Origin of the sequence: Micromonospora sp. PLK6-60 (assembly GCF_019890675.1) — a bacterium.
Classification (GTDB): Bacteria; Actinomycetota; Actinomycetes; order Mycobacteriales; family Micromonosporaceae; genus Micromonospora.
This window is the reverse complement of record NZ_JAIOAA010000013.1, coordinates 107294-130811: the sequence shown is the minus strand read 5'-3', so window position 1 is coordinate 130811 and position 23518 is coordinate 107294. Positions and strand designations below refer to the sequence as shown.

Annotated in this window: 25 protein-coding genes; 11 read left to right on the top strand and 14 right to left on the bottom strand. The window is 73.5% G+C overall.

Annotated elements, in window-relative coordinates; genetic code table 11:
• Nucleotides 1–188 precede the first annotated feature (188 nt).
• The 3 genes from K7640_RS22405 to K7640_RS22395 all read left to right on the top strand — a co-directional run bounded on the left by K7640_RS22405 (nt 189) and on the right by K7640_RS22395 (nt 4074).
• Nucleotides 189–992, top strand: a complete 804-nt coding sequence (locus K7640_RS22405; protein ID WP_222956846.1) for an ABC transporter ATP-binding protein — start codon at nt 189–191, stop codon at nt 990–992.
• Between the two features lies 1 nt (nt 993).
• On the top strand, nt 994–3519 hold the full coding sequence (locus tag K7640_RS30635) for an FtsX-like permease family protein (RefSeq protein WP_222956845.1): 2526 nt from the start codon (nt 994–996) through the stop codon (nt 3517–3519).
• Between the two features lie 81 nt (nt 3520–3600).
• A complete protein-coding gene (locus tag K7640_RS22395) occupies nt 3601–4074 on the top strand; it encodes a GNAT family N-acetyltransferase (RefSeq protein WP_222956844.1) in 474 nt (157 codons plus the stop codon).
• Nucleotides 4075–4123: 49 nt separating this feature from the next.
• Here the strand turns inward: K7640_RS22395 and pdxY are convergent, their stop codons facing one another.
• A complete protein-coding gene (gene pdxY / locus K7640_RS22390; RefSeq protein WP_222956843.1) occupies nt 4124–4975 on the bottom strand; it encodes a pyridoxal kinase PdxY in 852 nt (283 codons plus the stop codon).
• Between the two features lie 108 nt (nt 4976–5083).
• On the opposite strand from pdxY, the gene K7640_RS22385 reads away from it, so the two are divergent.
• Nucleotides 5084–5698, top strand: a complete 615-nt coding sequence (locus K7640_RS22385; RefSeq protein WP_308042630.1) for an HD domain-containing protein — start codon at nt 5084–5086, stop codon at nt 5696–5698.
• 29 nt (nt 5699–5727) lie between these two features.
• On the opposite strand, the gene K7640_RS22380 is transcribed toward K7640_RS22385, so the two are convergent.
• Together K7640_RS22380 and K7640_RS22375 are read right to left on the bottom strand one after the other, a co-directional pair.
• Nucleotides 5728–6948, bottom strand: coding sequence for an RNA polymerase sigma factor (locus K7640_RS22380; protein WP_222956841.1), 1221 nt, complete (start codon nt 6946–6948; stop codon nt 5728–5730).
• On the bottom strand, nt 6945–7277 hold the full coding sequence (locus tag K7640_RS22375; RefSeq protein ID WP_222956840.1) for a YciI family protein: 333 nt from the start codon (nt 7275–7277) through the stop codon (nt 6945–6947). Before K7640_RS22375 ends, K7640_RS22380 begins: the two co-directional genes overlap by 4 nt.
• Nucleotides 7278–7420: 143 nt before the next feature.
• Between K7640_RS22375 and K7640_RS22370 the strand changes: the two genes are divergently transcribed.
• Nucleotides 7421–8077, top strand: a complete 657-nt coding sequence (locus K7640_RS22370) for an HAD family hydrolase (RefSeq protein WP_222956839.1) — start codon at nt 7421–7423, stop codon at nt 8075–8077.
• Here the strand turns inward: K7640_RS22370 and K7640_RS22365 are convergent.
• A complete protein-coding gene (locus tag K7640_RS22365) occupies nt 8074–8340 on the bottom strand; it encodes a helix-turn-helix domain-containing protein (protein ID WP_222956838.1) in 267 nt (88 codons plus the stop codon). The genes K7640_RS22370 and K7640_RS22365 overlap by 4 nt on opposite strands.
• A gap of 75 nt (nt 8341–8415) precedes the next feature.
• Here K7640_RS22365 and map point away from each other — a divergent pair, with 75 nt between their 5' ends.
• Nucleotides 8416–9234 (top strand): type I methionyl aminopeptidase, encoded by an 819-nt coding sequence (gene map / locus K7640_RS22360; RefSeq protein WP_222956837.1) that lies wholly within the window; start codon nt 8416–8418, stop codon nt 9232–9234.
• A 203-nt stretch (nt 9235–9437) separates the two neighbouring features.
• On the top strand, nt 9438–10859 hold the full coding sequence (gene rox / locus K7640_RS22355; RefSeq protein WP_222956836.1) for a rifampin monooxygenase: 1422 nt from the start codon (nt 9438–9440) through the stop codon (nt 10857–10859).
• A gap of 10 nt (nt 10860–10869) precedes the next feature.
• Here rox and K7640_RS22350 read toward each other — a convergent pair whose 3' ends face one another.
• The 3 genes from K7640_RS22350 to K7640_RS22340 form a co-directional block, all read right to left on the bottom strand.
• On the bottom strand, nt 10870–11340 hold the full coding sequence (locus K7640_RS22350; RefSeq protein WP_222956835.1) for a hemerythrin domain-containing protein: 471 nt from the start codon (nt 11338–11340) through the stop codon (nt 10870–10872).
• 146 nt (nt 11341–11486) lie between these two features.
• Nucleotides 11487–11705: a hypothetical protein gene (locus tag K7640_RS22345; RefSeq protein WP_222956834.1), complete on the bottom strand. Its 219-nt coding sequence runs from the start codon at nt 11703–11705 to the stop codon at nt 11487–11489.
• Nucleotides 11702–11878 (bottom strand): hypothetical protein, encoded by a 177-nt coding sequence (locus K7640_RS22340; protein ID WP_222956883.1) that lies wholly within the window; start codon nt 11876–11878, stop codon nt 11702–11704. Before K7640_RS22340 ends, K7640_RS22345 begins: the two co-directional genes overlap by 4 nt.
• A 645-nt stretch (nt 11879–12523) precedes the next feature.
• On the opposite strand from K7640_RS22340, the gene K7640_RS22335 reads away from it, so the two are divergent.
• Together K7640_RS22335 and K7640_RS22330 are read left to right on the top strand one after the other, a co-directional pair.
• Nucleotides 12524–13270 carry a GntR family transcriptional regulator gene (locus tag K7640_RS22335; RefSeq protein ID WP_222956833.1) on the top strand — a complete coding sequence of 249 codons (747 nt, stop codon included), beginning with the start codon at nt 12524–12526 and terminating at the stop codon, nt 13268–13270.
• Between the two features lie 72 nt (nt 13271–13342).
• Complete coding sequence (locus K7640_RS22330; RefSeq protein WP_222956832.1) at nt 13343–14014, top strand: YciI family protein; 672 nt, start codon at nt 13343–13345, stop codon at nt 14012–14014.
• On the opposite strand, the gene K7640_RS22325 is transcribed toward K7640_RS22330, so the two are convergent.
• A complete protein-coding gene (locus K7640_RS22325) occupies nt 13949–14806 on the bottom strand; it encodes a septum formation family protein (protein WP_222956831.1) in 858 nt (285 codons plus the stop codon). The genes K7640_RS22330 and K7640_RS22325 overlap by 66 nt on opposite strands.
• A 452-nt stretch (nt 14807–15258) precedes the next feature.
• Between K7640_RS22325 and K7640_RS22320 the strand changes: the two genes are divergently transcribed.
• Nucleotides 15259–16125: a DUF6745 domain-containing protein gene (locus tag K7640_RS22320; protein ID WP_255609736.1), complete on the top strand. Its 867-nt coding sequence runs from the start codon at nt 15259–15261 to the stop codon at nt 16123–16125.
• 69 nt (nt 16126–16194) lie between these two features.
• On the opposite strand, the gene K7640_RS22315 is transcribed toward K7640_RS22320, so the two are convergent.
• From K7640_RS22315 to K7640_RS22300, 4 genes are all read right to left on the bottom strand, one after another.
• Entirely contained in the window at nt 16195–16887 is a 693-nt protein-coding gene (locus K7640_RS22315; RefSeq protein WP_222956830.1) for a hypothetical protein, read from the bottom strand.
• 81 nt (nt 16888–16968) lie between these two features.
• Nucleotides 16969–18480, bottom strand: a complete 1512-nt coding sequence (locus K7640_RS22310; protein ID WP_222956829.1) for a 26S protease regulatory subunit — start codon at nt 18478–18480, stop codon at nt 16969–16971.
• 100 nt (nt 18481–18580) lie between these two features.
• On the bottom strand, nt 18581–19750 hold the full coding sequence (locus tag K7640_RS22305; RefSeq protein WP_222956828.1) for an acyl-CoA desaturase: 1170 nt from the start codon (nt 19748–19750) through the stop codon (nt 18581–18583).
• 14 nt (nt 19751–19764) lie between these two features.
• Complete coding sequence (locus K7640_RS22300) at nt 19765–20856, bottom strand: ferredoxin reductase (RefSeq protein WP_222956827.1); 1092 nt, start codon at nt 20854–20856, stop codon at nt 19765–19767.
• Nucleotides 20857–20941: 85 nt separating this feature from the next.
• Here K7640_RS22300 and K7640_RS22295 point away from each other — a divergent pair, with 85 nt between their 5' ends.
• A complete protein-coding gene (locus tag K7640_RS22295; RefSeq protein ID WP_222956826.1) occupies nt 20942–22171 on the top strand; it encodes a CdaR family transcriptional regulator in 1230 nt (409 codons plus the stop codon).
• A gap of 238 nt (nt 22172–22409) precedes the next feature.
• Here K7640_RS22295 and K7640_RS22290 read toward each other — a convergent pair whose 3' ends face one another.
• The gene (locus K7640_RS22290) at nt 22410–22679 is read right to left on the bottom strand and encodes a GlsB/YeaQ/YmgE family stress response membrane protein (RefSeq protein WP_222956877.1); all 270 of its coding nucleotides are present in this window, start codon (nt 22677–22679) and stop codon (nt 22410–22412) included.
• 91 nt (nt 22680–22770) lie between these two features.
• Nucleotides 22771–23496: a nucleotidyltransferase domain-containing protein gene (locus K7640_RS22285; RefSeq protein ID WP_222956825.1), complete on the bottom strand. Its 726-nt coding sequence runs from the start codon at nt 23494–23496 to the stop codon at nt 22771–22773.
• Nucleotides 23497–23518: the final 22 nt, after the last annotated feature.

Sequence of the window (23518 nt, the reverse complement as noted above, 5' to 3'; positions counted from 1 at the left end):
GGTGGTCCACGTCGGCACCGAACCCACGTCGAGGAGGCATCCCGTGCACCCCTTTCTCACCACCGAGCTGATCCGCCTGGAGCAGGCCGAGCTGTCCCGCCGGCTGCGCCGCCGCCCGCGGCACCGCGTCGACGTCCGCCCCGCCCGCACCCGCTGACCGGCGCCCCCAGACCGAGGAGAGCAATGCCATGACCAACCGCACCGCCGTCCTGCCGTCCGTCACCGATCCGATCCCCGCCGCCGAGCCCGACGTCGCCGCCCGCACCCGGGCGGTGGTCAAGACGTACGGCCGGGGCGCCACCGCCGTCCGCGCCCTGGACGGGGTCAGCGTGACCATCGCCCGCGGCCGGTTCACCGCCGTGATGGGCCCGTCGGGCTCCGGCAAGTCCACTCTGCTGCACGCCCTGGCCGGACTGGACACGGTGGACTCCGGGGAGGTTCTGCTCGGCGGGACCGACCTGGCCCGCCTCGGCGAGCGGCAGCGCACGCTGCTGCGCCGCGACCGGGTGGGCTTCGTCTTCCAGAGCTTCAATCTGGTGCCCACGCTGACCGCGCGGGAGAACATCCTGCTCCCGCTGACCCTGGCCGGGCGCCGCCCCGACCCCGAGCGGCTGGACCACCTCGTCGCCACCCTCGGCCTGGCCGACCGGCTACGGCACCGACCCGGTGAACTCTCCGGCGGCCAGCAGCAGCGGGTCGCCGTGGCCCGCGCCCTGATCACCCGGCCGGAGATCGTCTTCGCCGACGAGCCGACCGGCAACCTGGACTCCCAGTCGGCCCGGGCGCTGCTCGGCTTCCTGCGCCGCGCCGCCGACGAGCTGGGCCAGACCGTCGTCATGGTCACCCACGACCCGCACGCCGCCGCGTACGCCGACCGGGTGCTGTTCCTCGCCGACGGTCGGGTCGACGGCGAGTTGGCCGACCCGACGGCGGCGGCGGTGCTGGACCGGATGGCGCGGCTGACCCGCTCCACCGACGAGGAAGGTGCCTGAGATGTGGCGGTTGACGCTGCGCAGCACGCTGGCCCGGCGGGCCCGGCTGGCGCTCACGGTGGTCGCGGTCGTCCTCGGGGTGGCCTTCGTGACCGGCAGCCTGGTGCTGACCGACACCTCGACCCGGCTGCTCGACGACCAGTTCCGCACCGCCACGGCGGGCACCGACCTGACCGTGCGGGACGCCGTCGCGTTCGACTCGGCGATGGGGGTCGAGGTGGCCCGCGATCCGCTGCCCGAGACCACCGTGCGGCGCGTCGCCGCGCTGCCCGGGGTGTCCGCCGCCCGGCCGCTGGTGCGCGGCGAGGGGCTGCTGGAGGTGGCCGGCCGGCCGGTGGTCCCCCGCGGGGCCTCGGTGCTGGCCTCCTGGGAGCCCGCCCCGGTCGGGGCGTTCCCGGTGCGCACCGGCCGGGCCCCGGCGGCGGCCGACGAGGTGGTGGTGGACGAGGACACCGCCCGCGCCCACGGCGTACGGCTGGGCGACACGGTGACGGTCCGCGCGGTGGAGACCGCCCGGCTGCGGGTGGTCGGCCTGGCCGGCTTCGGCGACCGGTCCGGCCTGCCCGACAGCACGGTCGCGCTGGTGGACCTGGCGACAGCCCAGCGGCTGTTGCGCCTCGGCACCGGCGTCTCCGAGGTGGCGGTGGTCGCGGCGCCCGACGTCGCGGCCGGTGACCTGCGACAGCGGATCGGCCAGGCGCTCGGCGCCGAGGTGGAGGTCGCCACCAGCCAGGACATCGCGGCGGCCGGCGCCAAGGCCGCCCGCGCCCAGCTCGACATGATCCGGGTGATGCTGCTCGCGCTGGCCGCCGCCGCGCTGCTGGTCGGCGCCTTCCTGATCGGCAACACGTTCTCGATCGTGGTCACCCAGCGGGCCCGGGAACTGGCCCTGTTGCGGGCCGCCGGCGCGACCGGCGGGCAGGTGCTGCGGTCCATCCTCGGCGAGGCGCTGCTGGTGGGCGTCGCCGCCGCCGGGCTCGGCGCGGTGCTCGGGGTCGGCGCGGCGGCGGCGATGCGACGGCTGGCGGGCGCGTTCGGCGTACCGCTGCCGGACGGCGGCCTGGTGGTCACCCCCCGTACCCTGCTGGTCGCCGCCGTGGTGGGGGTGCTGGTCACGGTGCTGGCGGCGGCCGGGCCGGCCCGGCGGGCCGCCCGGGTCGCCCCGGTGGCGGCGCTGCGCCGGGCCACCGCCGCCGGCACCGGCCGGACCCGGACCGGGCTGGGCCTGCTGGCCACCGTGACGGGCGGCGCGGCGGCCGGGCTGGTCGCCACGGGCGCGCCGGTCACCCTGCTGGCCGTCGCCGCGACCGGGGCGCTGCTCGGTCTGGCGCTGCTCGGCCCGGCGCTCGCCCCGCCCCTGGTCCGCCTGCTCGGCCGGCCGCTGCGGCTGGCCGGCACGCCGGGCCGGCTGGCGGTCGAGGCCGCCGCCCGGACCCCCGCCCGGACCGCCGCCACCGCGCTGGCGCTGGCCCTCGGGCTGGCGCTGATCAGCTACCTGGCGGTGCTCGGCACGTCGGTGAAGAACTCGATCCGCGACTCGTACGCCGAGGTGGTCACCGCGGACCTGGTGGTGGAGAGCGCCCGCGGCGAGATGCTCGGCGGCCTCGCCCCGGAGGTGCACGAGCGGATCGCCGGGCTGCCGGAGGTGGCGGTGACCTCCCGCATCCGGTACGGGCACTGGCGCGACGGCGAGCAGGTGTCGGCGCTCACCGCCGTGGACCCGGCCACCCTCCCCCGGGTCGCCGCGCTGCGGATGACCGCGGGCAGCCTGGACGCGCTGCGCGGCGGCGGGGTGGTGCTCGCCGAGCACGTGGCCCGCCAGCGCGGGCTGCGGGTCGGCGACGACCTGCCGATGACGTTCTCGCACACCGGCACCCGCCGGCTGCCGGTGGTCGGCCTGCTGCGCGACTCCGACGCCCGGGCGCTGGCCACCGACCACATCATCGCGCTGGACACCTTCGCCACGCTCTACCGGGAGCGGGCCGACGCGAGCGTGCTGGTCCGCCTCGCACCGGACACCGACCCGGCGGTCGCGCGGCGGGCGGTCACCGCGGCGCTGGCCGACACCCCCACCGCCGACGTACGCGACCAGGCCGCCGCGGTGGCCGGGCGGACCGGGATGGTGGACCAGGTCCTCGGCCTGGTGACCGCGCTGCTGATGTTGGCCGTGCTGATCGCTTTGCTGGGCATCACCAACACGCTGGCCCTGTCCATCACCGAACGCACCGCCGAGCTGGGCCTGCTGCGGGCCGTCGGGGCGAGCCGCCGCCAGGTGGGCTGGACCATCCGCTGGGAGGCGGTGCTCGTCGCCGCCCTGGCCACCACCGTCGGGGTGACGCTCGGCGCCGGGTTCGCCGCGGCCACCGTGGCGGTCCTCGACCGGGACGCCCCGACCGCGCTGGCGCTGCCGGCGGGCCGGCTGGCGGCGGTGGTGGCGGTCGCCCTCACCGCCGGGCTGCTGGCGGGGCTGCTGCCGGCCCGGCGGGCCGCCCGGATGGACGTATTGCGGGCCATCGCCACTCCCTGACCCATGGCGGTGGTGGTTCGCGCCGCCGCCGCATCGACCGCCGGCCGACCGTCCGGCGAGGCGACGACGAGAGGAACGACCATGATCACCGAAACCCGGGTAACCCTGCGCCGGGCCGTCCCGGCCGACGCGCCGACCGTGGACACCCTGGTCCGGGAGCTCGCCGCCCACGAGGGCGACGCCGCGCACGTCACCACCGACGTTCCGCGCTGGCGGGAGATGCTGGGCCGCGACGACGTACTGGTGCTGCTCGCCGAGCGGGCCGGCCGCCCCCTCGGGTACGTCTCCGCGCAGCGCCGCCCGCACCTGTGGAGCGGCCGGGACATCCTCGCCCTCGACGACCTGTACGTGCGGGCGGACGCCCGGGACGCGGGCGTCGGCCGGCGGCTGATGACCGGCCTGGCCGCCTCGGTGGCCGACGAGGGCCTGCTGATCCGCTGGGAGGTGAAGCCGGGCAACACCGCCGCGCAGCGGTTCTACCGGCGGCTCGGCGCGAGGCTCTGGACCAAGGTGGTGGCGGCCTGGCAACCGGCCGCCGCGCCCACGCGCCCGTAGGGCGGGTGTGGTGCCGGGCGGCCGGTCCCCAGCGGACCGGCCGCCCGGTTCAGCGCACCTGGCGGGCGGCGAACCGGGCCGGCGGCACGGCGATCGCGTCCTGGGCCGCGACGAGCTGCAACTCCCGGGTGCCCGCCGCGAGGGTCGCCTCGAACACGGCGAACACGGAGTTGACGGTGCGTTCCAGCGCCGTAGCCGGCGAGCCCGTGGCCGACAGGTGCGCCAGGTACAGCGCCGCGGTCACGTCCCCGCCGCCGTTGGGGGTGATCGGCAGCAGTGGCGTGGTCACCGCCCAGGCGCCCTCGTCCGAGACGGCCACCACCTCCAGCGATCCCTCGGGCACGTCACCGTGCACCACGCTGGTGACCAGGACGTGCCGCGGTCCGGTCGCCCGGACCACGTCCACCGCGGCCAGCAGCTCCGGCAGCGTGGTGGTGGTGCGGCCGGCGAGGAAGTCCAGCTCGAAATGGTTCGGGGTGATGATGTCCGCGCGCGGCACGACGACGTCGCGCAGGTATTCGGGAATGCCGGGCCGGACGAACATGCCCCGCCCGACGTCGCCCATCACCGGGTCGCAGCAGTAGACGGCGTCCGGGTTGGCGGTCTTGACCAGGGTCACCGCGTCGAGGATCACCGTGCCCATCGCCGGGTCGCCCTGGTAGCCGGAGAGCACCGCGTCGGCGTCACCGAGGACCCCGCGATCGGCGATGCCGGCGATCACCTCGGCGACGTCGGCCGGGGCCAGCAGCGGGCCGCGCCACGCGCCGTACCCGGTGTGGTTGGAGAAGTGCACGGTCAGCACCGGCCACACCTCGTGCCCGAGCCGCTGGAGCGGGAAGACGGCCGCCGAGTTGCCGACGTGGCCGTAGGCGACCGAGGACTGGATGGACAGGATCTTCACCAGCTCATCATGCCCGTTCCGGCCGCGCCCGATGCGTCAGGAGGGGCTACCCGGCGGCGGCGTAGGGTGTGGCGGTCGTCGGCGCACGGGTGGAACGGGGCGAGGGACGTGACGATCCAGCACGCGTCGGTCATCCCGACCGACGCGCAGATCCGGGCGCTGCACGAACGCTTCGCGCCGACCGAGGAAGCCTTCGACCTCGTCTACACCCACTGCCGGATCGTGTGCGAGGTGGCGGAGCAACTGCTCGACCGGCACCGCCCGGCGGTCGACGTCGAGCTGGTACGCGCCGGGAGCCTGCTGCACGACATCGGCGTCTACCGCCTCTACGGCCCGACCGGGCGGCTCGATCACGGCAACTACATCCGGCACGGGGTGCTGGGTCAGGCGCTCCTGCGTGACCTCGGCCTCCCCGAGCCGGTGAGCAGGTTCTGCGCCCATCACACCGGCGTCGGGCTCACCCGCGACGACGTGCTGCGGCAGGGCCTGCCGCTGCCGGTCGGCGACTACACGGCCGACACCGCGGAGGAGCTGCTGGTCATGTACGCCGACAAGTTCCACAGCAAGTCGACGCCACCGGCCTTCCTGACCGCGGCGTCGTACGCGGCCAAGGTGCGGCGGTTCGGCGCGGACAACGCGGCCCGGTTCGCGGCGCTGGTCGAGCGGTTCGGCGAGCCCGACCTGCCCGCCCTGTCCGAGCGGTACGGGCACCCGGTGCGCTGAGCACCGGGGCCACGCTCCGGTGTGGACGGTCAGCGGCCGACGAGCTGGTCGCGGCGGCGGATCAGGTACGCCGTCTCGGCGGTGTTGCCGGCCAGCTCGATCGCCCGGTCGTACGCCGCCCGCGACTGCCCGCTGCGGCCCAGCCGGCGCAGCAGCTCGGCGCGGGTGGCGTGGTAGGCGTGGTAGCCCTCCAGCGGCAGGCCGTCCACCTGCGCCAGCGCGACCTGCGGGCCGTCGACCTCGGCGACCGCGACCGCCCGGTTGAGCCGCACGATCGGCGAGGGGTCGAGGCGGACCAGCTGGTCGTAGAGCGCGACGACCTGCGACCAGTCGGTGTCCCGGGCGTCGGGGGCGTGGGTGTGCACGGCGTTGATCGCGGCGAGGAGCTGGTAGCGGCCGGGCGGCTGGCCGGTGGCGATACGCGCGCGGACCAGGGCGTGCCCCTCGGCGATCAGCGCCCGGTCCCAGGCGCCGCGATCCTGCTCGCCGAGGGTGACGAGTTCACCGCTCGCCGACACCCGGGCGGCCCGCCGGGCCTCGGTCAGCAGCATCAGCGCCAGCAGCCCGGTCACCTCGCCGTCGGCCGGCAGCAGCGCCTCGACCAGCCGGGTCAGCCGGATCGCCTCGGCGGTCAGGTCGGCGCGGATCGCCGCCTTCGCCGGGTCCGCGGGCAGGTAGCCCTCGTTGAAGATGAGGTAGAGGACGGCGAGCACCCCGCCGACCCGGGCCGGGAGGTCGGCCCGGAACGGCACCCCGTACGGGATCCTGGCCGCCTTGATCTTCGCCTTGGCGCGGGTGATCCGCTGGCCCACCGTGGCCTCCTGGACCAGGAACGCGCGGGCGATCTCGGGCACGGTGAGCCCGCCGACCATCCGCAGGGTCAGCGCGATCCGCGCTTCCATGGCGAGGGCGGGGTGGCAGCAGGTGAACAGGAGGCGGAGCCGGTCGTCGTCGATGGCGCCGAGCGGTTCGGGGGTGTCGAAGAGCATCAGCGCCTCCTGGTGCTTCTCCTCGCGCCGGGCCTCCCGCCGGAGCCGGTCGATGGCCTTGCGCTGGGCGGTGGTGGTGAGCCACCCACCGGGGTTCGGCGGGACGCCGTCGACCGGCCAGCGTTCGACGGCGGTCGCGAACGCCTCGGCAGTCATCTCCTCGGCGACGTCCAGGTCGCCGAGGCGCCGGGCCAGGGTCGCGACCAGCCGGGCCCACTCCGCGCGGTGGACCCGGGTGATCACCTCGGCGACGTCGGTCATGCTCCCAGCAGCGGCCGCAGCTCGACCCGCCGGTTGCAGCTCTTCGAGCCGCCGGCCGCGAGCCGCAGCGCCACGTCGAGGTCGGGCGCCTCGACGATCCAGAAACCGGCGATGTGCTCCTTCGACTCCAGGTAGGGGCCGTCGGTGAACACCGGCTCACCGTGTCGGGCGTCGACGACGGTGGCCGTGTCGGGCGCGGCGAGGCCGCCGGCGAAGACCCAGTGGCCGTCGGCCTGGAGCTGCTCGTTGAAGACGTCGATCGCGGCCATCTCCTCGGCGGTGGCGAGGCCGGTCGTGTCGGCGAGCACGGACATCAGATACTGCGCCATCCGGATCATCTCCTGTCTCGGTGACCGCCGCCTCGGGCAGCCGCCTGTCGTCCCTGCTACGAACGCCGCCGCCGCGGTCCGACACGCGGCACCGAGTTTTCTTCTATGATCCACTGGCGGCGCGACCGGGACGGGGGTCTCAGGTGATCGGTGCGGTCTTCTTCGATGTCGGTGGGACGATCCTCGACGAGTCCCGCGAGTTCGCGGCCTGGGCGGACTGGCTCGGCGTACCACGGCACACCTTCTCGGCGGTCTTCGGCGCGGCGATCGCCCGGGGCCGGCACTGGCAGGAACCGTTCCGGGCCTTCCGGCCCGACTTCGATCTCGCGGCCGAGCTCGACCGCCGGGCGGCCGCCGGCGTTCCGGAGTCGTTCGGCGAGGAGGATCTCTATCCGGACGCGCGGGCGTGCCTGGCCGCCCTGCGGGAACAGGGCCTGCTCGTGGGCCTGGCCGGCAACCAGCCGGCGCACGCCGAGGCGACGCTGCGCGCCCTCGACCTCCCGGTGGACGTGATCGGCACCTCGCACGCCTGGGGGGTGGAGAAGCCGTCGCCGGCCTTCTTCGAACGGGTCGTCGGCGCGGGCGGCGGCGACGCGTCCGCGATCCTGTACGTCGGCGACCGGCCCGACAACGACGCCCGACCGGCCGCGCAGGCCGGCATGAAGACCTGCCTGATCCGGCGTGGTCCGTGGGGTCACATCCTCGACGACCCGGCCGTGGCGCAGCGGTGCCTGTTCCGCATCGATGCGCTTGACGAACTCCCGGACCTGGTGGCGAGGCACAACGCGACGGGCGGTTAGGACGCCTGGCGGACGGGCATGGCGGCCAGCCAGACATCGGCCAGTTCGCCGACCGGGACGTCGAGGGCCTGGCTGAGGCAGACCACCGTGCCGAACGCCGGTGCGGGCAGCCGACCCGACTCGATCTTGCGCAGCGTCTCGGGGGAGATCCCGGCCGCCAGGGCCACCTCGACGAGGCTGCGGCCGGCCCGCGCCGCCCGCAGGGCGACCCCGAGGCGCTGGCCCGCGGCGATCTGTTCGGCGGTGAGTGGTTGACGCACCATGCCCGCAGGATATCCCGCCGGAGCGCCCCGACCTCGCATGGTATAAAAATACCGCAGACGGAGGGGGAGAAAGTCGTGATCGAGCTCAAGTCCGCCGAGGAGATCGACCGGATGGCGGTGACCGGCCAGTTCGTCGGCGAGTTGCTCGCCGAGCTGAGCGGTGTCGCCGCGGTCGGGGTCAACCTGATGGACCTCGAACACCACGCCCGTCGCCGGATCGCCGAGCGCGGCGCCGAGTCCTGCTACTGGGACTACGCCCCCTCGTTCGGCCGTGGCCCGTTCCGCAACGTGCTGTGCCTGTCGGTGAACGACGCGGTGCTGCACGGCCTGCCGCACGACTACGTGCTGCGCGACGGCGACCTGCTGAGCATCGACATGGCGGTCGGCATCGACGGCTGGGTCGCCGACTCCGCGCTCTCCGTCGTCGTCGGCACCCCCGACCCGGCGGACCTCAGGCTGATCGAGGCCACCGAGGTCGCCCTGACGGCAGCCATCGCCGCCGCCCAGCCCGGCGGCCGCCTCGGCGACGTCTCCGCCGCGATCGGCGAGGTCGCCCACTCCTACGGCTACGGCGTCAACGCCGAGTTCGGCGGCCACGGCATCGGCCGCACCATGCACGAGGCCCCGCACGTGGCCAACAACGGTCGCCCCCGCCGCGGCGTGAAACTGGTCCCCGGTCTCACCATCGCCATCGAGCCCTGGTTCTGCGGCTCCACCGACAAAATCAGGTACGACAAGGACGGCTGGACGATTCGTTCCGCCGACGGCTCCCGCACCGCCCACTCCGAACACACGGTCGCCATCACCGAAGCCGGCCCACGGGTGTTGACCCGCCGCCCCGATCACGGCCCCACCTCGGTCGATCCCACCAGGAAGCCCGCGGCGGCCTCCTGACCCACCGCCGCCCTGAGCAGGCACAAGTCCACAAAAGCGAAAGGCAGGGAGATCGCTTCTCCCTGCCACTCTTAACGTATACCGCACTGGGGGCCTTGCGGCAAGACCCGGGTCATGCCGCAGAATTTCCGCCCGAAGCCATCAGGCGCGGAAATCAAGAATTCGTACGCATTGAAATGCGACCCCAGTGAAATGGACGGCTCATGTTTGACGTGATCATTGCCGGTGGCGGACCGACCGGCCTGATGCTGGCCGCCGAGTTGCGGCTGCACGGGGTACGGGTGCTCGTGCTGGAGAAGGAGGCGGAGCCGACCCGGTACGTCCGCTCGCTGGGCCTGCACGTCCGCAGCATCGAGGTGATGGACCAGCGCGGCCTGCTGGAACGGTTCCTGGCGCACGGCCAGCAGCACCCGGTCGCCGGCTTCTTCGCGGCGATCCCGAAACCCGCGCCCCGGCTGGACACCGCGCACGGCTACGTCCTCGGCATTCCGCAGACCACCACCGATCGCCTGCTGGCCGAACACGCCGCCGAGGTGGGCGCCGAGGTGCGGCGCGGTTGCGCGCTGGTCGGGCTGAGCCAGGACGACGACGGGGTGACGGCCGAGCTGGCCGACGGCACGACCGTGCGGTCGGGCTACCTCGTCGGCTGCGACGGCGGCCGCAGCACCGTACGCAAGCTGCTCGGCGTCGACTTCCCCGGTGAGCCCAGCCGCAACGAGACGCTGCTGGGCGAGATGGAGGTGACCGCGTCGCCGGAGACGATCGCGGCCGTGGTGGCCGAGGTCCGCAGGACCCAGCTGCGGTTCGGCCTCGGGCCGGTCAGCGTCGACGGGGCGTACCGGGTGGTGGTGCCGGCCGAGGGGGTGGCCGATGACCGCACGCCGCCGACCCTGGAGGAGTTCAGCCGACAACTGCGGGCGTACGCGGGCACCGACTTCGGCGTGCACTCACCGCGCTGGCTGTCCCGCTTCGGCGACGCCACCCGGCTGGTCGAGCGTTACCGGGTCGGCCGGGTGCTGCTGGCCGGCGACGCCGCGCACGTCCACCCGCCGACCGGCGGGCAGGGGCTCAACCTCGGCATCCAGGACGCGTTCAACCTGGGCTGGAAGCTGGCCGCCACGGTCGCCGGCTGGGCGCCGGACGGGCTGCTGGACAGCTACCACGACGAACGGCGACCGGTGGCCGCCGACGTGCTCGACAACACCCGGGCCCAGATGGAGCTGATGTCCACCGAGCCGGGCGCGCGGGCGGTGCGCCGGCTGATGACGGAGCTGCTCGACTTCGAGGACGTCAACCGGCACCTCACCGAGAAGGTCACCGCGCTCGGGGTCCGCTACGACTTCGGCGCGGGCCACGACCTGCTCGGCCGGCGCCTGCGGGACGTGCGGCTGAAGCGGGGCCGGCTCTACGAGCTGACGCGCGGCGGCCGGGGCCTGCTGCTCGACCAGACCGGGCAGCTCTCGGTGCGGGGCTGGGCAGACCGGGTCGACCACGTCGTCGACGTCAGCGAGGAGCTGGACGTGCCCGCCGTGCTGCTGCGGCCCGACGGGCACGTCGCGTGGGCCGGGGACGACCAGCGGGAGCTGCTCCCCCAGCTGTCCCGCTGGTTCGGCGCCGCCGCCTGAGCCGGCCGGCTCACAGCGGCCCCAGCACCACCGCCGGGTCCGCGTCCAGGGCCAGGGTCGCCAGCACCGTACGCAGCTGGCGTTCCTCGTACCGGAAGTGTGACTCCATGATGGCCGCCACCCCCTCCAGATGGCGGGCCAGCTCTTCCGGTGGGGCGGACCGGGCCACGGCGGCCTGCAACCCGGCCAGCAGGTGCGCGATCATCGAGTGGTCCTGCCGCAGGTAGCGCAGCGCCTCGCGCAACTCGGGGTGCCGCCCGGCGATCGCCGGGAACAGGTCGCGGTCCTCGCCCTCGTGGTGGGCGGTCAACGCGGCACAGAACCCGTGACAGAACAACAGCAGGTCCCTGGTCGCCGGCTGCGCCGGCTCGCCGGCGGCCAGGGCCTGCCGGGTCACCGTCAGCGCTTCGCGCAGCCGGACATGAACGGCCTGCAACTCTCGGCTCCAGGCCACCAGCCTGGTCTGCTCGCCCTCACTCACGAGTGAAGGGCGAAGGGACGACGGTCATCAACGTCGTGCTTCCCTTCGGTCCGGCGCCTCCATGCCTGACACGGTCTGCCACCGGCACGCGACGCTGCGGCCAGCCTAGCGGCAACAGGGCCGTGCCGTGGCCCCGCGCGACGCGCTCACCGCAGCCAGCCCAGGAAGCGCCGGTGCAGGGTGCCGGCGGGCGCCCAGGTCAGGTCCGCGGTGGCGCGGACGAGCTGCGCCCCCAGGTACAACGCCAGCGAGACCGGCGCGTCCGCGTACTCGGCCCGCAGCTCCTGCCGCCGGGTGGCGCACGGCCACGGCGCTCCGCAGCCGCCGCAGGTCCAGATCGGCAGCACCGGCCCGTGGGTGGTCACGCTCCGACCCCGAGGAAACGCGCGGTGATCGCCCGCGCCCGCCGGCTGGTCGCCCACTCCACCTGCCAGCACGGGTACGGGGTGAGCCGCCCCCACCACGCCCGGCACCCGGCACACATGCCGTCGAGCCCGCGCACGTGCACAGCCAGGATCGCCTGCTCCTGGTCGGTCACCTCAGCTCCCCTGCGGCCAGTGGGCGCGACCGATCGGCATCCGGTGGCGGAAACGGCACGGCAGGTCCGCTCCGCAGCGACAGATCCGCCGCCACCTCCGCCACGACCACACCGGCCGGTGGCGTCGGGCCAGGGTCAGCGCGACGGCGAGGAGATATTCCTCGTACGCGACACGCTGCCGGCCGTTAGTCGATGTGCTGCACGCTTCGTTCCCTGACTTCAGCGACGCAGTAAGGACCTCCTGCGTCAGCTCGCGGTTCCGCCGCACATCCCGTGAACGCCTCGCCTGATCGAGCAACCGTTGATGCGCCTCGGCATGCTCGTGTTCTTGGATAAGCCGGCCGACGCCGCACTGCACGGCCTCGGGTCGTCCGATCAGCCTGCGGACAATCGCGTACCCGGAAGTTGCCAAGGGGCCTCCCTCGCACCATGGGAAACAGACCGTGCCCTGGAGATGCGCAGGCGCTGGTCGCTCAATTGGGGCGTCCCGCCACTCCCAGGCATGGTTGCTGACCGGAGCCAGGCAGTAACGGGACGCCATTGAAAGCTAGTGCACTAGGTTCGCCTCAGGCAAGAGGGCGCGCGAACTTGGCACACCAGGTTGGGTGTGATCGACTGAGCAGGCTGACCGGAGGTAAAACTCGAATGCCGACCTCGCCTGCCTATCTGAAGATCGCTGCCGACCTGCGGGCCGCGATCATGTCTGGCGACCTTCCCGCCGGGGCGAAGCTCCCGTCGGAAACCGGCCTGATGCGCCAGTACGGCGTGAGTCGCACCGTGGCCAAGTGGGCGATCGCCGTACTCAAGGGAGAGGGCATCGTGGAGGGGCGCGCTGGCTCCGGCGTGTACGTCCGCGACACCCGCCGGCTGGTCCGTCATGCGCAGGGCCGCGACCTGCGGGCTGGCGACGGTCCAACCTCGCCATTCGCCCGCGACGCGGCTCGCGCCGGGCAGCAGGGGACCTGGGAGCACGACAGCCGCCACGACCAGGCGGATGAGCGGATCGCCGCCCGGCTCGGCGTCGAGCCGGGAGCGGCGGTGATGCGAACGTCCTACCGGTTCCTCGCCGACGGCGAGCCGATCCAGCTCTCCACCTCCTACGAGCCGCTCGCCATCACACAGGGCACGCCCGTGGAGTGGCCGGAAGCCGGCGGACCGGCGGGCGTGGTGGCCCGCATGGACGTGATCGGTGTCCGGCTCAGCGAGGTCGTCGAACGCGTAAGCCTCCGGGCTGCGACGGCCGGTGAGGTGGAAGCTCTCAGCCTTCCGGCCCGCGCGTTCGTACACACCATCGAGCGGACCTACCTTGCCGGCGACCTACCGGTCGAGACGGCAGACATCGTGCTACCGGGTGGCCGGTACGACCTCGTCTACCGGATCCCCATCGGCTGAAGCACCAGACCGACGCGACCGGGCGGTACCCCGCTTCCGATCCACGCCAGGCACGACGAGCAGGATCACGGCATGGAATTCTTCTGCTATCACCGCGACCGCCGGGACTCGCTGGCCCTGCGCGAGGAACTGCGCGAAGCGCACTGGTCCTACATGGACGGCTATGCGGCGGTGATGATCGCCCGTGGGCCGACTTTCGGTCAGGACGGCCGCACGCCCACCGGCAGCCTGCACATCCTCGACCTGCCCGATCCGACGGCCGCCCGGGCGTTCGCCTTCGACGAGCCCAACTACCAGGCGGGCGCCTACCGGGACGTGCTGCTGCGCCGGTGGCGCAACACGCTGGGGCGCACCATGTGGGACTTTCCCGGCGGCCGGGACGGCGGCAACCGCTACCTGGTGCTCGGGCTCGGCACCGGCCCGGCCGCCGACCTCACCGCGCCGGCCGACCGCCACGACCTGATCGCGTACGGGCCGTTGCTGTCCGACGACGGCACGACCTGGCTGGGTACGGCGGCACTGGTCCGGGCGGCCGACCCGGACGAGGCACGCGCCGTGCTGACCGCCGCGCGGTACGCCGAGATCGAGGTGCACGACTGGGCGTTCGGCCGGTCGCCCGTCCTGAACGGAAGCTCCGACGGCCACCGGCGAGGCGATCCGCGACCGGCGAGGATCGCGTCAGGCACCGCCGGACGGCAGGCCCCCGGCACCGGCGCCCCGCAGCGACCGGGTGAGCGAATGTGACGGCGCTTGCAGGAAGCAGAGGCCGCCGGGGAAGCCCGCCGTCCACTCCGGCAGTTCGACGAAGGTCGTCATTATCCGCATCCGCTTGCGCAGCGTCTTCTCCGGAACGTCCACGAAGCTCGCAGCGATCCCCCAGCATCCCTCGTCGAGGTCCTCGCCGGAGATCGATTCGTCGTCCGGCGTGAGTTCGGAGCGCCAGGTACCGACGAATTCCGTGTCGTGCGGCCCGGTGCAGGATGCCGGCGGAATGCTCAGCAGATCGTCACCGTCGAACCGGGGTTCCCGGAAACAGGCGAGCAGCATCGGCGAGTCCCCGCGGAGGGCGCCCTTGAGGCTGTTGGCCCGGGGGATCGGCACCCACAGGTCCAGTGCCTCCATCTCGGCCACGTCACAGCGGTACCAGCGCTCGCCGGCCGACCACTGGTCGGCGCTCGGGACCAACGCCTTCATCGCCAGCCGGGACTTCCGCCAGTCGCCACCGAGCCACTGCTCGGCCCGCCTGTCGCAGGCGTCGTAGACGCGGAACATGGCCTCGCTGTCGGCGTCCGGTGCAGCCTCCGCCTCGGCGTCGACCCCACCGAAGCTGCTCACCAGGAGCGTTTCCGTCTCGTGCCGGGAGCTGCACGGGATTGGGCGGTACGCCTCGTCGTGGCGCCCCTCCGTCATCGTCTGATGGCAGGCCCCGGACGCCGGCAGGAACGCCGGATCGGACCGGGCCGGCGACGCCTCTGAGCCGCTGTGACACGCCCCCGTCGCCGCCACCAGCAAACCGACCAGCACGATCCGGACCATCGCCTGCATGCTGCCGCGCCCCTCTCGGTGCCATCCGACCCACGCCGGTCCGGGGCATCGTAGCGGAGCAAGATCAGGTCGTCCGTGCGGGCATCTCGGCTGCCCCACGGATCCTGGGCGTTCGGCGTTCGGCGGTCGCCCGTCCTGATCGTCGATCCGGCTGAGGGGGTACCGGCAGCCGGAGGTGTGTCGCGCAACCTACGAACTTGATGACGTGAACGAATCACCTCCGGCGCAAAATGCGGCAAGCGGCGGGCATCTCCCGGCCGGCTGATTCGTCTACGACATCAAGTTCGTAGCGTGTCAGACCGGCCACCCCGGGGCGCACCGCGAAACGCGACAAGCGAAAGCCCGCCGCCGCGCCGCCCGGGTAACCGGTTGCGCCGGCGCCGCCCCGTACGCCATAGTCGAATGATGATCTCCTACCGGAAGGGCGGCGACGCCCTGGCGCGTTGAGCGCCCCCGCGCGGCACGACGCCGCGCATCCCCTCCAGCCCGCTCGCGACGGCACCGCCCGCGACCTGTGGCAGCAGGCCAGTCTGATCCGCCAAGGGTGGCTCGACCACGGGCTGTCCACCGCGCCGGCCGACCGGCCGACCGCCGAACGCTGTCTGACCGCCATCTATGCCAGGGCATCGCGGCCGCGACCCCGGTTCGAATGGGTCGACTCTCCGGCGAAGGCACTGCCGCTGATCACCGGCTGGCCCACCCTCGACCAGCTCTACGAGCGGATCCGCGACCCGCGTTCCGCCGGCACACCGCCGGTGGCCAGCGATCTCGCCATGGTCGTCGCCCAACTGCGCGCCGCGTTGAGCGCGGGCCTCACGCACCCCGACCCGGAGTTGTCACCGGTGCGGATGGGCAAGACCAGAGAACCGTGGCCGGAACTGCCGCCGCTGTCCGCGCTCGACCGCGGCGTTCCGCTCGCCGTGCTGCTGCACCAGGGCGTACGCGTGGCGCTGCACCGCAGCCTCGCGCACGGCTTCCGGTCACCCGTGCGCGCCGCGCTCGCCGGTGACACCGCACTGCCGGTGTGCTGGTACGGGCAGCAGGAGGCGTCCTGGATCGCCTACTACGACGTGCTGCGGCGACTCGGCCTGGCCCGGTACGGACCGGACGAGAGCGAGCACCTCGACGTCTGGGCCGGCCTGGCCCGCTCCTGCGGCTGGTGGTGGCCCGGTGCGGACGTCTGCGTGGTGGTGGACCGCCCCGAAACGGTGCACACCGAGCCGGTCCCCGGCACGGTGCACGATCAGCTCCGGCTCCAGCCGCGCGGGGTGCGCTTTCGCGACGGCTGGCAGCCACGCCTGACGACATGACCTGAGCCGACCGCCGGGCCGGGACGAGGCGACCCGCCCGTCCCGGCCCGACCCACCCGCGCGGCCCGGCTACCCGCCGAGCGACGCCTTGGCGGCGTCGATGGCGTCGAGCAGCTCCTCGTTCTGCGCGAAGGGGTCCTCGACGACGGCCAGGTCCACCCCGCACTCGCGCTGCCGCGCCCGCAGCAGCGTCTCCTCCACCGGCGACTCCGGGAAGGCCAGCGGGTCGAGGTCGGGCGCCCCGGCCAGGCCCTCGACCAGCAGCCACTTGCCGTCCTCGTCGTAGCGGACCACACCGGCGGCGATCCCCCTGGTCCACTGGTCGAAGAGCGCGGCCAGGCTGGTCGCTGCCCGTACCGTCTCCCCCATGTCCGGCGAGATCTCGTACCGCCAGATCTCGCCCTCGTGCTCGCCGGCGAGCACGAACGTGTAGAGCAGGTAGTCGAAGTGGAACAGGGGCAGTTGCTGCCGCCACGGGAACGGCGTGCCGATCGACATCCCCAGGTAGTCCAGCGCGTCGGCGTCCTCGGGCCAGGGCATCCGCCAGCCGACGTTGGGCAGCACCTGCCGGTCGGGCCAGCGCTGCGACTGCAACCAGGTCAGTTGCTCCGCGATGTGGTCCACCCCGAAGATCCGGTGGACCACTGCCGGCGGCTGCCCGGTGGGGGACTCGCCGTGGTCGGGCCAGTCGAGGCCGGCGGCCGTCGCCGCCTCGCGGTATCTGCGCACCGCGTCGCGCAGCACGCGCATGTCATCGAGCATCAGGGGGCTCCTTGGCTACCGCACTGAGAAGATCACGCTCAGGCTAGCGCCGTCCACTGACGACAGTGGTGCCCGGAAGGCTCAGCCCTGGCGCAGCCCGGCGACGCCCTCGCGCAGGTCGTGCTGGCTGATCGGGCCGACCGGGCCGGCGCCGGTCGCCTCCGCCATCGCCTTGGCCAGCTGCACCCGGCGCAGCACCTCACGGATGTCGGCGCCGGTGAGGCCCGCGGTGAGCGCGGCCAGGTCGGCCGGGTCGACGTCCTCGGCGAACATCCGGAAGCCGGACCGTTCGTGCTTGGTGATCAGCTCCCGGATCATCTTGGCGATGATCTCGGCGCGGCCCCGCTCGTCGGGCAGCGGGATGGCCACCTTGATGTCGAAGCGCCCGGAGCGGGTCAGCGACGCGTCCACCCGGTGCGGGAAGTTGGTGGTCGCCACCACGATGACGTTCGGGTTCTCCTCGATCAGCGTGTTCATCTCCTGCTTGAAGATGCCCGCGACCGCGTTGACCGCCTGGCTGGCGGCGTCCCCGCCCGCCCCGGCGTAGCTGATGATGCTGTCGAACTCGTCGAAGAGCATCACCGTGGGCTCCCGGTAACGCCGGGCGTCCCGGAAGATCTGCTTGATGTTGCGTTCGGAGCCGCCGAGGTACTTGTCCAGGATCTCCGGGGTGCGGATCTCCACGAACTCCGCGCCGACCTCGTTGGCCAGCGCCCGGGCCAGCATGGTCTTGCCGGTGCCCGGCGGGCCGTACATGAGGATGCCCTGCGGCCGGCGGGCGCCCCAGCGGGCCATCACGGCCGGATGCCGGAAGGAGATCGCGATCTCCCGGAACCGGGCGACCACCTCGTCGAGGCCGCCGACCATGTCCAGGGTGACCGTCTCGCTGCGTGGCGCGGTGGTGGCGGTGACGACCGGCCCCGCCGGCCGGCCGAGCAGGTACGTCCGCCCGCGCAGCACCCGCGGCTCCGGGGTGTCGCCGGCCAGTTCGCGCACCGCCTGGAGCACCAGCCCGATCATGGCCCGCAGGTGCGCCGGGGTCACCGCGTCGCTGGCGACCGATCCGCGCACGATGCTGGTGTAGCCGCCGTCGGGGGTTTCCCGGTGCGCGATGTCCGGGCCCAGGCCCAGCGCCTCGGCCTCCCGCAACACCGCCGCGCCGGCCTCGTCGGGGTCGGTGACCACGGTCGGCGCGGGGGCGACCAGGCCGAGCCGGCGGGTCGCCTCGGCCGCCACCCGGCCCGCGCCGGCCACCACCCGGCCCGCAGTCGGGTCGGCGGCGGCGAGCCGGCGGGCGAGCAGCACCCCGGCCGGGCCGACGGCGCCCAGCGCGAACAGCCCCGAGGCCCGGCCGCCGGGCGTGCTGCGCACCTCGGCGTCGAAGCGGTGGGTGGGCACCACGTCGGTCTCCACCACCCGGATGGTGAGCCGCACGTCGCGCACCGGCGGCGGGAACACGCACCCGTGGAACAGCTCGACCGGGCCGGCGCCGGCCGCGGTCAGCAGCGCCGCCGCGTCCAGCAGCGTCACCTGGGCGCCGAACAGGTCGAAGCGCTCGGCGTCCGGCCGGAGGTCGTACTCCTGCTGCGTCATGCCAACCACGCCCCTCGCCCCGGTGGCAGGTGTCGTCCGCGGCAAGTCTGACAGCTGCCCGGGGCGACCGCCACTGCTCGCCGCCCCTGGTCAGCGGCGGTCAGGCGGCGGAGCCGGCCAGCGCCGGCAGCGGGGCCCCGGCCGATCCGCCGTCGATCGGGCGGTCCTGGACCGGGCCGGCCTCGCGGCGGTTGGGCAGGGAGAGCCGGATGACCTTCCACCAGGCCGAGGCGACCTGCCGGGGCAGGGAGCCGGTGGTGTACTTCAGCCCGTACCGGTCGAAGAGGTCGCGGACCTTGGGGGCGATCTCCTGGTAGCGGTTGCTGGGCAGGTCGGGGAAGATGTGGTGCTCGATCTGGAACGACAGGTTGCCGGTCATGATGTGCATCAGCTTGCTGCCGCTGATGTTGCCGGAGCCGAGCATCTGCCGCAGGTACCACTCGCCCTTGGTCTCCCCCTCGATGGAGGTCTTCTCGAAGGTCTCCACGCCCTTCGGGAAGTGCCCGCACATGATCACCGAGTGGCTCCACACGTTGCGGACCAGGTTCGCGGTGAAGGTGGCGGCCAGGGTGCTGAGGAAGGACGGGCCGGAGAGCAACGGGTGCACGACGTAGTCCTTGAGCACCTGCTTGCGGATCTTGCGGCCGACCGCCCGGACCCGCGCCCGGAACTCCGGCGACTTGTGCCGGCCCTCCTTGAGGTTGCGGCCCAGCTCCAGGTCGTACGCGGCGATGCCGTACTCGAAGAAGGCGGCGTTGACCAGGTTGTAGAAGGGTTGGCCGAGGTGGGCCGGGTGCCACGGCTGGTCCTCGTCGACCCGCATGATGCCGTACCCGAGGTCGTTGTCCTTGCCGAGCACGTTGGTGTACGTGTGGTGCAGCTCGTTGTGCGAGTGCTTCCACTGCTCGGGGGGCGAGACGTGGTCCCAGTCCCACGTCGTCGAGTGGATCTTCGGGTCGCGCATCCAGTCCCACTGGCCGTGCAGGACGTTGTGCCCGATCTCCATGTTCTCCAGGATCTTGGCCACCGACAGGGCCGCGGTACCGATCAGCCAGGCCGGCGGGAAGAGCGAGAAGAGCAGCACCGCCCGGCTGCTGATCTCCAGCGTGCGCTGCGTCTTGATCACCCGACGGATGTAGGCCGCGTCCCGCTCGCCCCGGCTGGCGATCACCTCGTCGCGGATCGCGTCGAGCTCCTTGCCGAGCATCTCGATGTCCTCCGCGCTGAGGTGCGCGATGGGGTTGCGGGCCTTCTTCTGGATCACGGTCACGTGTGGTTCCTCCGTCAGAGTTCGATGTCGCAGGGGCCGGCCGCCGCCGACACGCAGGTCTGGATGAGCACCCCGTCGCCCGGCTCGGCCGTGGTCAGTTCCCCGTTGCGCAGGTCTCGCACCGCACCCTCCCGCAGTGGCACCACGCAGCCGAAGCAGATGCCCATCCGGCAGCCGGACGGCATCAGCACCCCGGCCTGCTCGCCGGCCTCGAGGATGGGGGTGGCCCCGTCGGCCGCCACGGTGACCGCCGAGCGGGCGAAGCTCACCGTGCCGCCCTCGCCGACCGCGGCGACCGAGCGGCGGAACCGCTCGATGTGCAGCCGGTCGGCGGCCCCGTGCGACGCCCAGCGCTCCTGGAGCGCGTCGAGCAGCCCGACCGGGCCGCAGGCCCAGGTCTGGCGCTCCAGATGGTCGGGGACCAGCCCGGCCAGCTCGTCCGGGCCGAGCAGCCCGTCGACCTCGGTGTGCCGCTCCACCAGTCGGATGACACCACGGGCGGCCAGCTCCCGCACCTCGGGGCCGAAGATCACGTCCTGCGGGCGGGGGGCCGAGTGCACCAGCACCACGTCCGCGTCGCCGTGCGCGCCGGCCCGCAGCATCCCCATCACCGGGGTGAGTCCGCTGCCGGCGGTGACGAAGAGCAGCCGGCGCGGCGTCGCCGCCGGCAGCACGAAGTCCCCCTGCGCCTGGTCGAGCTGGACGATGGTGCCGGTCCGGACCCGGCGGACCAGGTGGTTGCTGACCTTGCCGTCGGCGATGGCCTTGACGGTGATCGTGATGCAGCGGTCCGGGCGACCGGGCGGCGAGGTGACCGAGTATGCCCGCCACTGGCGGACCCCGTCGACGTCCACCCCGAGCCGGACGTACTGGCCGGGGGTGTGCCCGCGCCACCCACGGCCGGGCCGGATGACCACGGTCGCCGCGTCCGCGGTCTCCGGCTCGACGGCCACGATCCGGCCGCGCAGGTCCGCGCCGGCGCGCAGCGGCGCGACCAGGTCGAGGTAGTCGTCCGGCAGCAGCGGGGTGGTGACCGTCTCGGCGAGGCGCAGCAGCCTGTCCCGGAAGGAGACCTTCGCGGGAGGACGCGGGACAGTTGTGGTCATACGACCAGCGTGACCGCCCTGATCGCATAACATCTTGACCGGCTAAGGTGAATTGTCCACGGGTTTTTGTTCGGGGAGCACAAGAATGTCGGACGAAACCGGTACGACGCGCCGGGCCGCACACCTGCAACTGGACGAGGGGGTGGCCGGCCGGCTGCGCGACCGGCTGCCGCTGGTGGCCGAGCGGACGGTCACCGCGATCACCGCCGAGGTGCCCAGCTACTCGGGGGCCCTCACCGGCTCGATGCGGGACAAGATACAGCACGCCGTACGCATCGCGTTGGGCACGTTTCTCCAGCTCATCGAGGGCGCCCAGGCCACCGACCCGAGCACCCCGCTGACCCCGGCGCTGGAGGCGGCGTACGCGCTGGGCAGCGGCGAGGCCCGCTCCGGCCGCAGCATGGACGCGCTGCTGGCCGCGTACCGGGTGGGGGCCCGGGTGGCCTGGCGGGAGGTCTCCACCACCACCGTGCGTAGCGGGCTCGCCGCCGAGACGGTGGCCGAGTTCGCCGAGCTGATGTTCGCCTACATCGACGAGCTGTCGGCGGCCAGCGTGGCCGGGCACGCCGACGAGCTGGCCAGCGCGGGCCGGGTCCGGCGGCGCGACCTGGAACGGCTGACCCAGCAACTGCTCGCCGACGAGCCGGAGGACACGCTGCGCCGCAGCGCCGAGCGGGCCGACTGGCCGCCGCCGCAGACCTTGACCGTCGTGCTGCTGCCGCGCAGCAACGTCCGCGCGGTCCTCGCCCTGCTCAGCCCGCACACCCTGGAGAGCGGGGAGGACCTGCCCGGGGTGGAGCCGGCCGAGGAGATGGCGGTGCTGCTGGTGCCCGACATGCACGGCCCGCGCCGCCGCCAGCTGGCCCGGCTGCTGCACGGGCACCGGGCGGTGCTGGGCCCGGTCCGCCCGTGGACCCGGGTCAGCCGCTCGTACCAGCGGGCCACCCGGGCGCTGGCCCTGGGGCTCGGCCCGGGCCACCGCGGCCCGGTGCTCGACACCGAGGCGCACCTGGCCGAGCTGGTGCTCAGCATGGACCCGGAGGGCCTGGCCGACCTGCGCGCCCAGGTGCTGGAGCCGCTGGCCGGGCTGCCCCCGGCCACCGCGCAACGCCTCGCCGAGACGCTGCGCTCCTGGCTGCTGCACCAGGGGCGGCGGGAGGACGTGGCGGCGGACCTCTTCGTCCACCCGCAGACCGTGCGCTACCGGATGGGCAAGGTGCGGGAGCTGTACGGCGACAAGCTGCACGACCCGGCCGTCGTCCTGGACCTCACCCTCGCGCTGGCGGTCCCGCCGCCGACCCCGGCCGGGGACTAGGCCCTGTCCTGTCGATCATGTCGGTGCGAGGCGCGGTCCAGGCGGCGGTCCGGCAAGGCGGAGGTTCGTCCGGATACCGGTGTTGTATCCGGACGAACCGACAACGCCGCCGGTCGCCGTCTGGGCCCGCCGCAGCCCGGCAATGATCGGCAGGACAGGGCCTAAGCACCCGCTCGGCCGGCCCGGGACGCGCGTCGGCCCGCCACCAGGCAGGTGGCGGGCCGACGACGTGGGTAGGTCAGAGCCGGCGGCGGCCGTACGCCCCGGCGACCAGCCAGACGCCCGCGGCGGCGAAGAGAACCTGGAGCAGCAGCTCGATCCAGTCGATGCCGCGGGTGTCGTCGACGCCGAACGCCCCGGCCACCAGCGTGCCGAGGATGGCGGCCACCACACCGATCAGCAGGGTGAGCCAGATCGGGATCCGCTGCTTGCCCGGCACGACCAGGCGGCCCAGCGCGCCGATGATCAGACCGATGACAATGGCGGTGAAGAAGCCGGTGATTTCCACGTGATCGTCCTTCCCAGGATTGAGGTCGACGTGGCTCATGCCCGGGACCGGAGCTGACCGAAACCGACCGGGCCCGGTTGTCACGGGATCGTCATCGATCCGTGAGTGGGCTGTCATCAGCGGGGTGAGCCCCGCCACAGCCGAGCAGCGCCAGGTCGTCCCCCCACCCGTCGACCACCTCCCCCAGCCCGTGCCGGCGGGCCAGCCGCACCACCTCCGGGGCCATCCCCACCGGGTCGCGCAACGCCCGCCCCGGCAGGTCCGCCGCGTCCCAGGGTGCCGGCAACGGATACGTCGCCAGCTCCCACCGCAGGTACTTGTTGTACGGACGCAGCCGCCCGTGCCCCGCGAACACGGTCTCCAGCAGCCACGGCGTGCTCTCCCGGGCGTCCAGCTCGGCGGCCACCGGGTCCCCGGCCCGCCGGCTCTTGGCCGACCGGTACGCGAGGTTGAGGTATCCGTCGAGGGCCTCCCGGGCCCAGGCACCCGCCTCCGCCGCGGTGGGCACCGCCTGCCGCCGGACCAGCTCGGCGACGCCGCCGTCGAGCCGGTCCAGCAGCACCCGCGCGCCCCGGTAGGCGTACCGCTGCCACCGGTCGGAGGTGTCGGCCAGCTCGTCGACCGTGCAGACGATCTCGTCCAGCTCGGGGCTGCGCCGGGTCCGGGTCCACCCGCCGCCGCGTTCCCGGACCACCACGATCACGTCCACATCCGACCACCGGTTCGCCATCCCGCGAGCGTGCGAGCCGGTCAGCACCAGCCCCACCACGATCGGGTCGGCCTCGGCCCGGCCGCGCAGTTCGTCGAGGACGTTCATGCCCGCAGTCTGCCGACGCCGG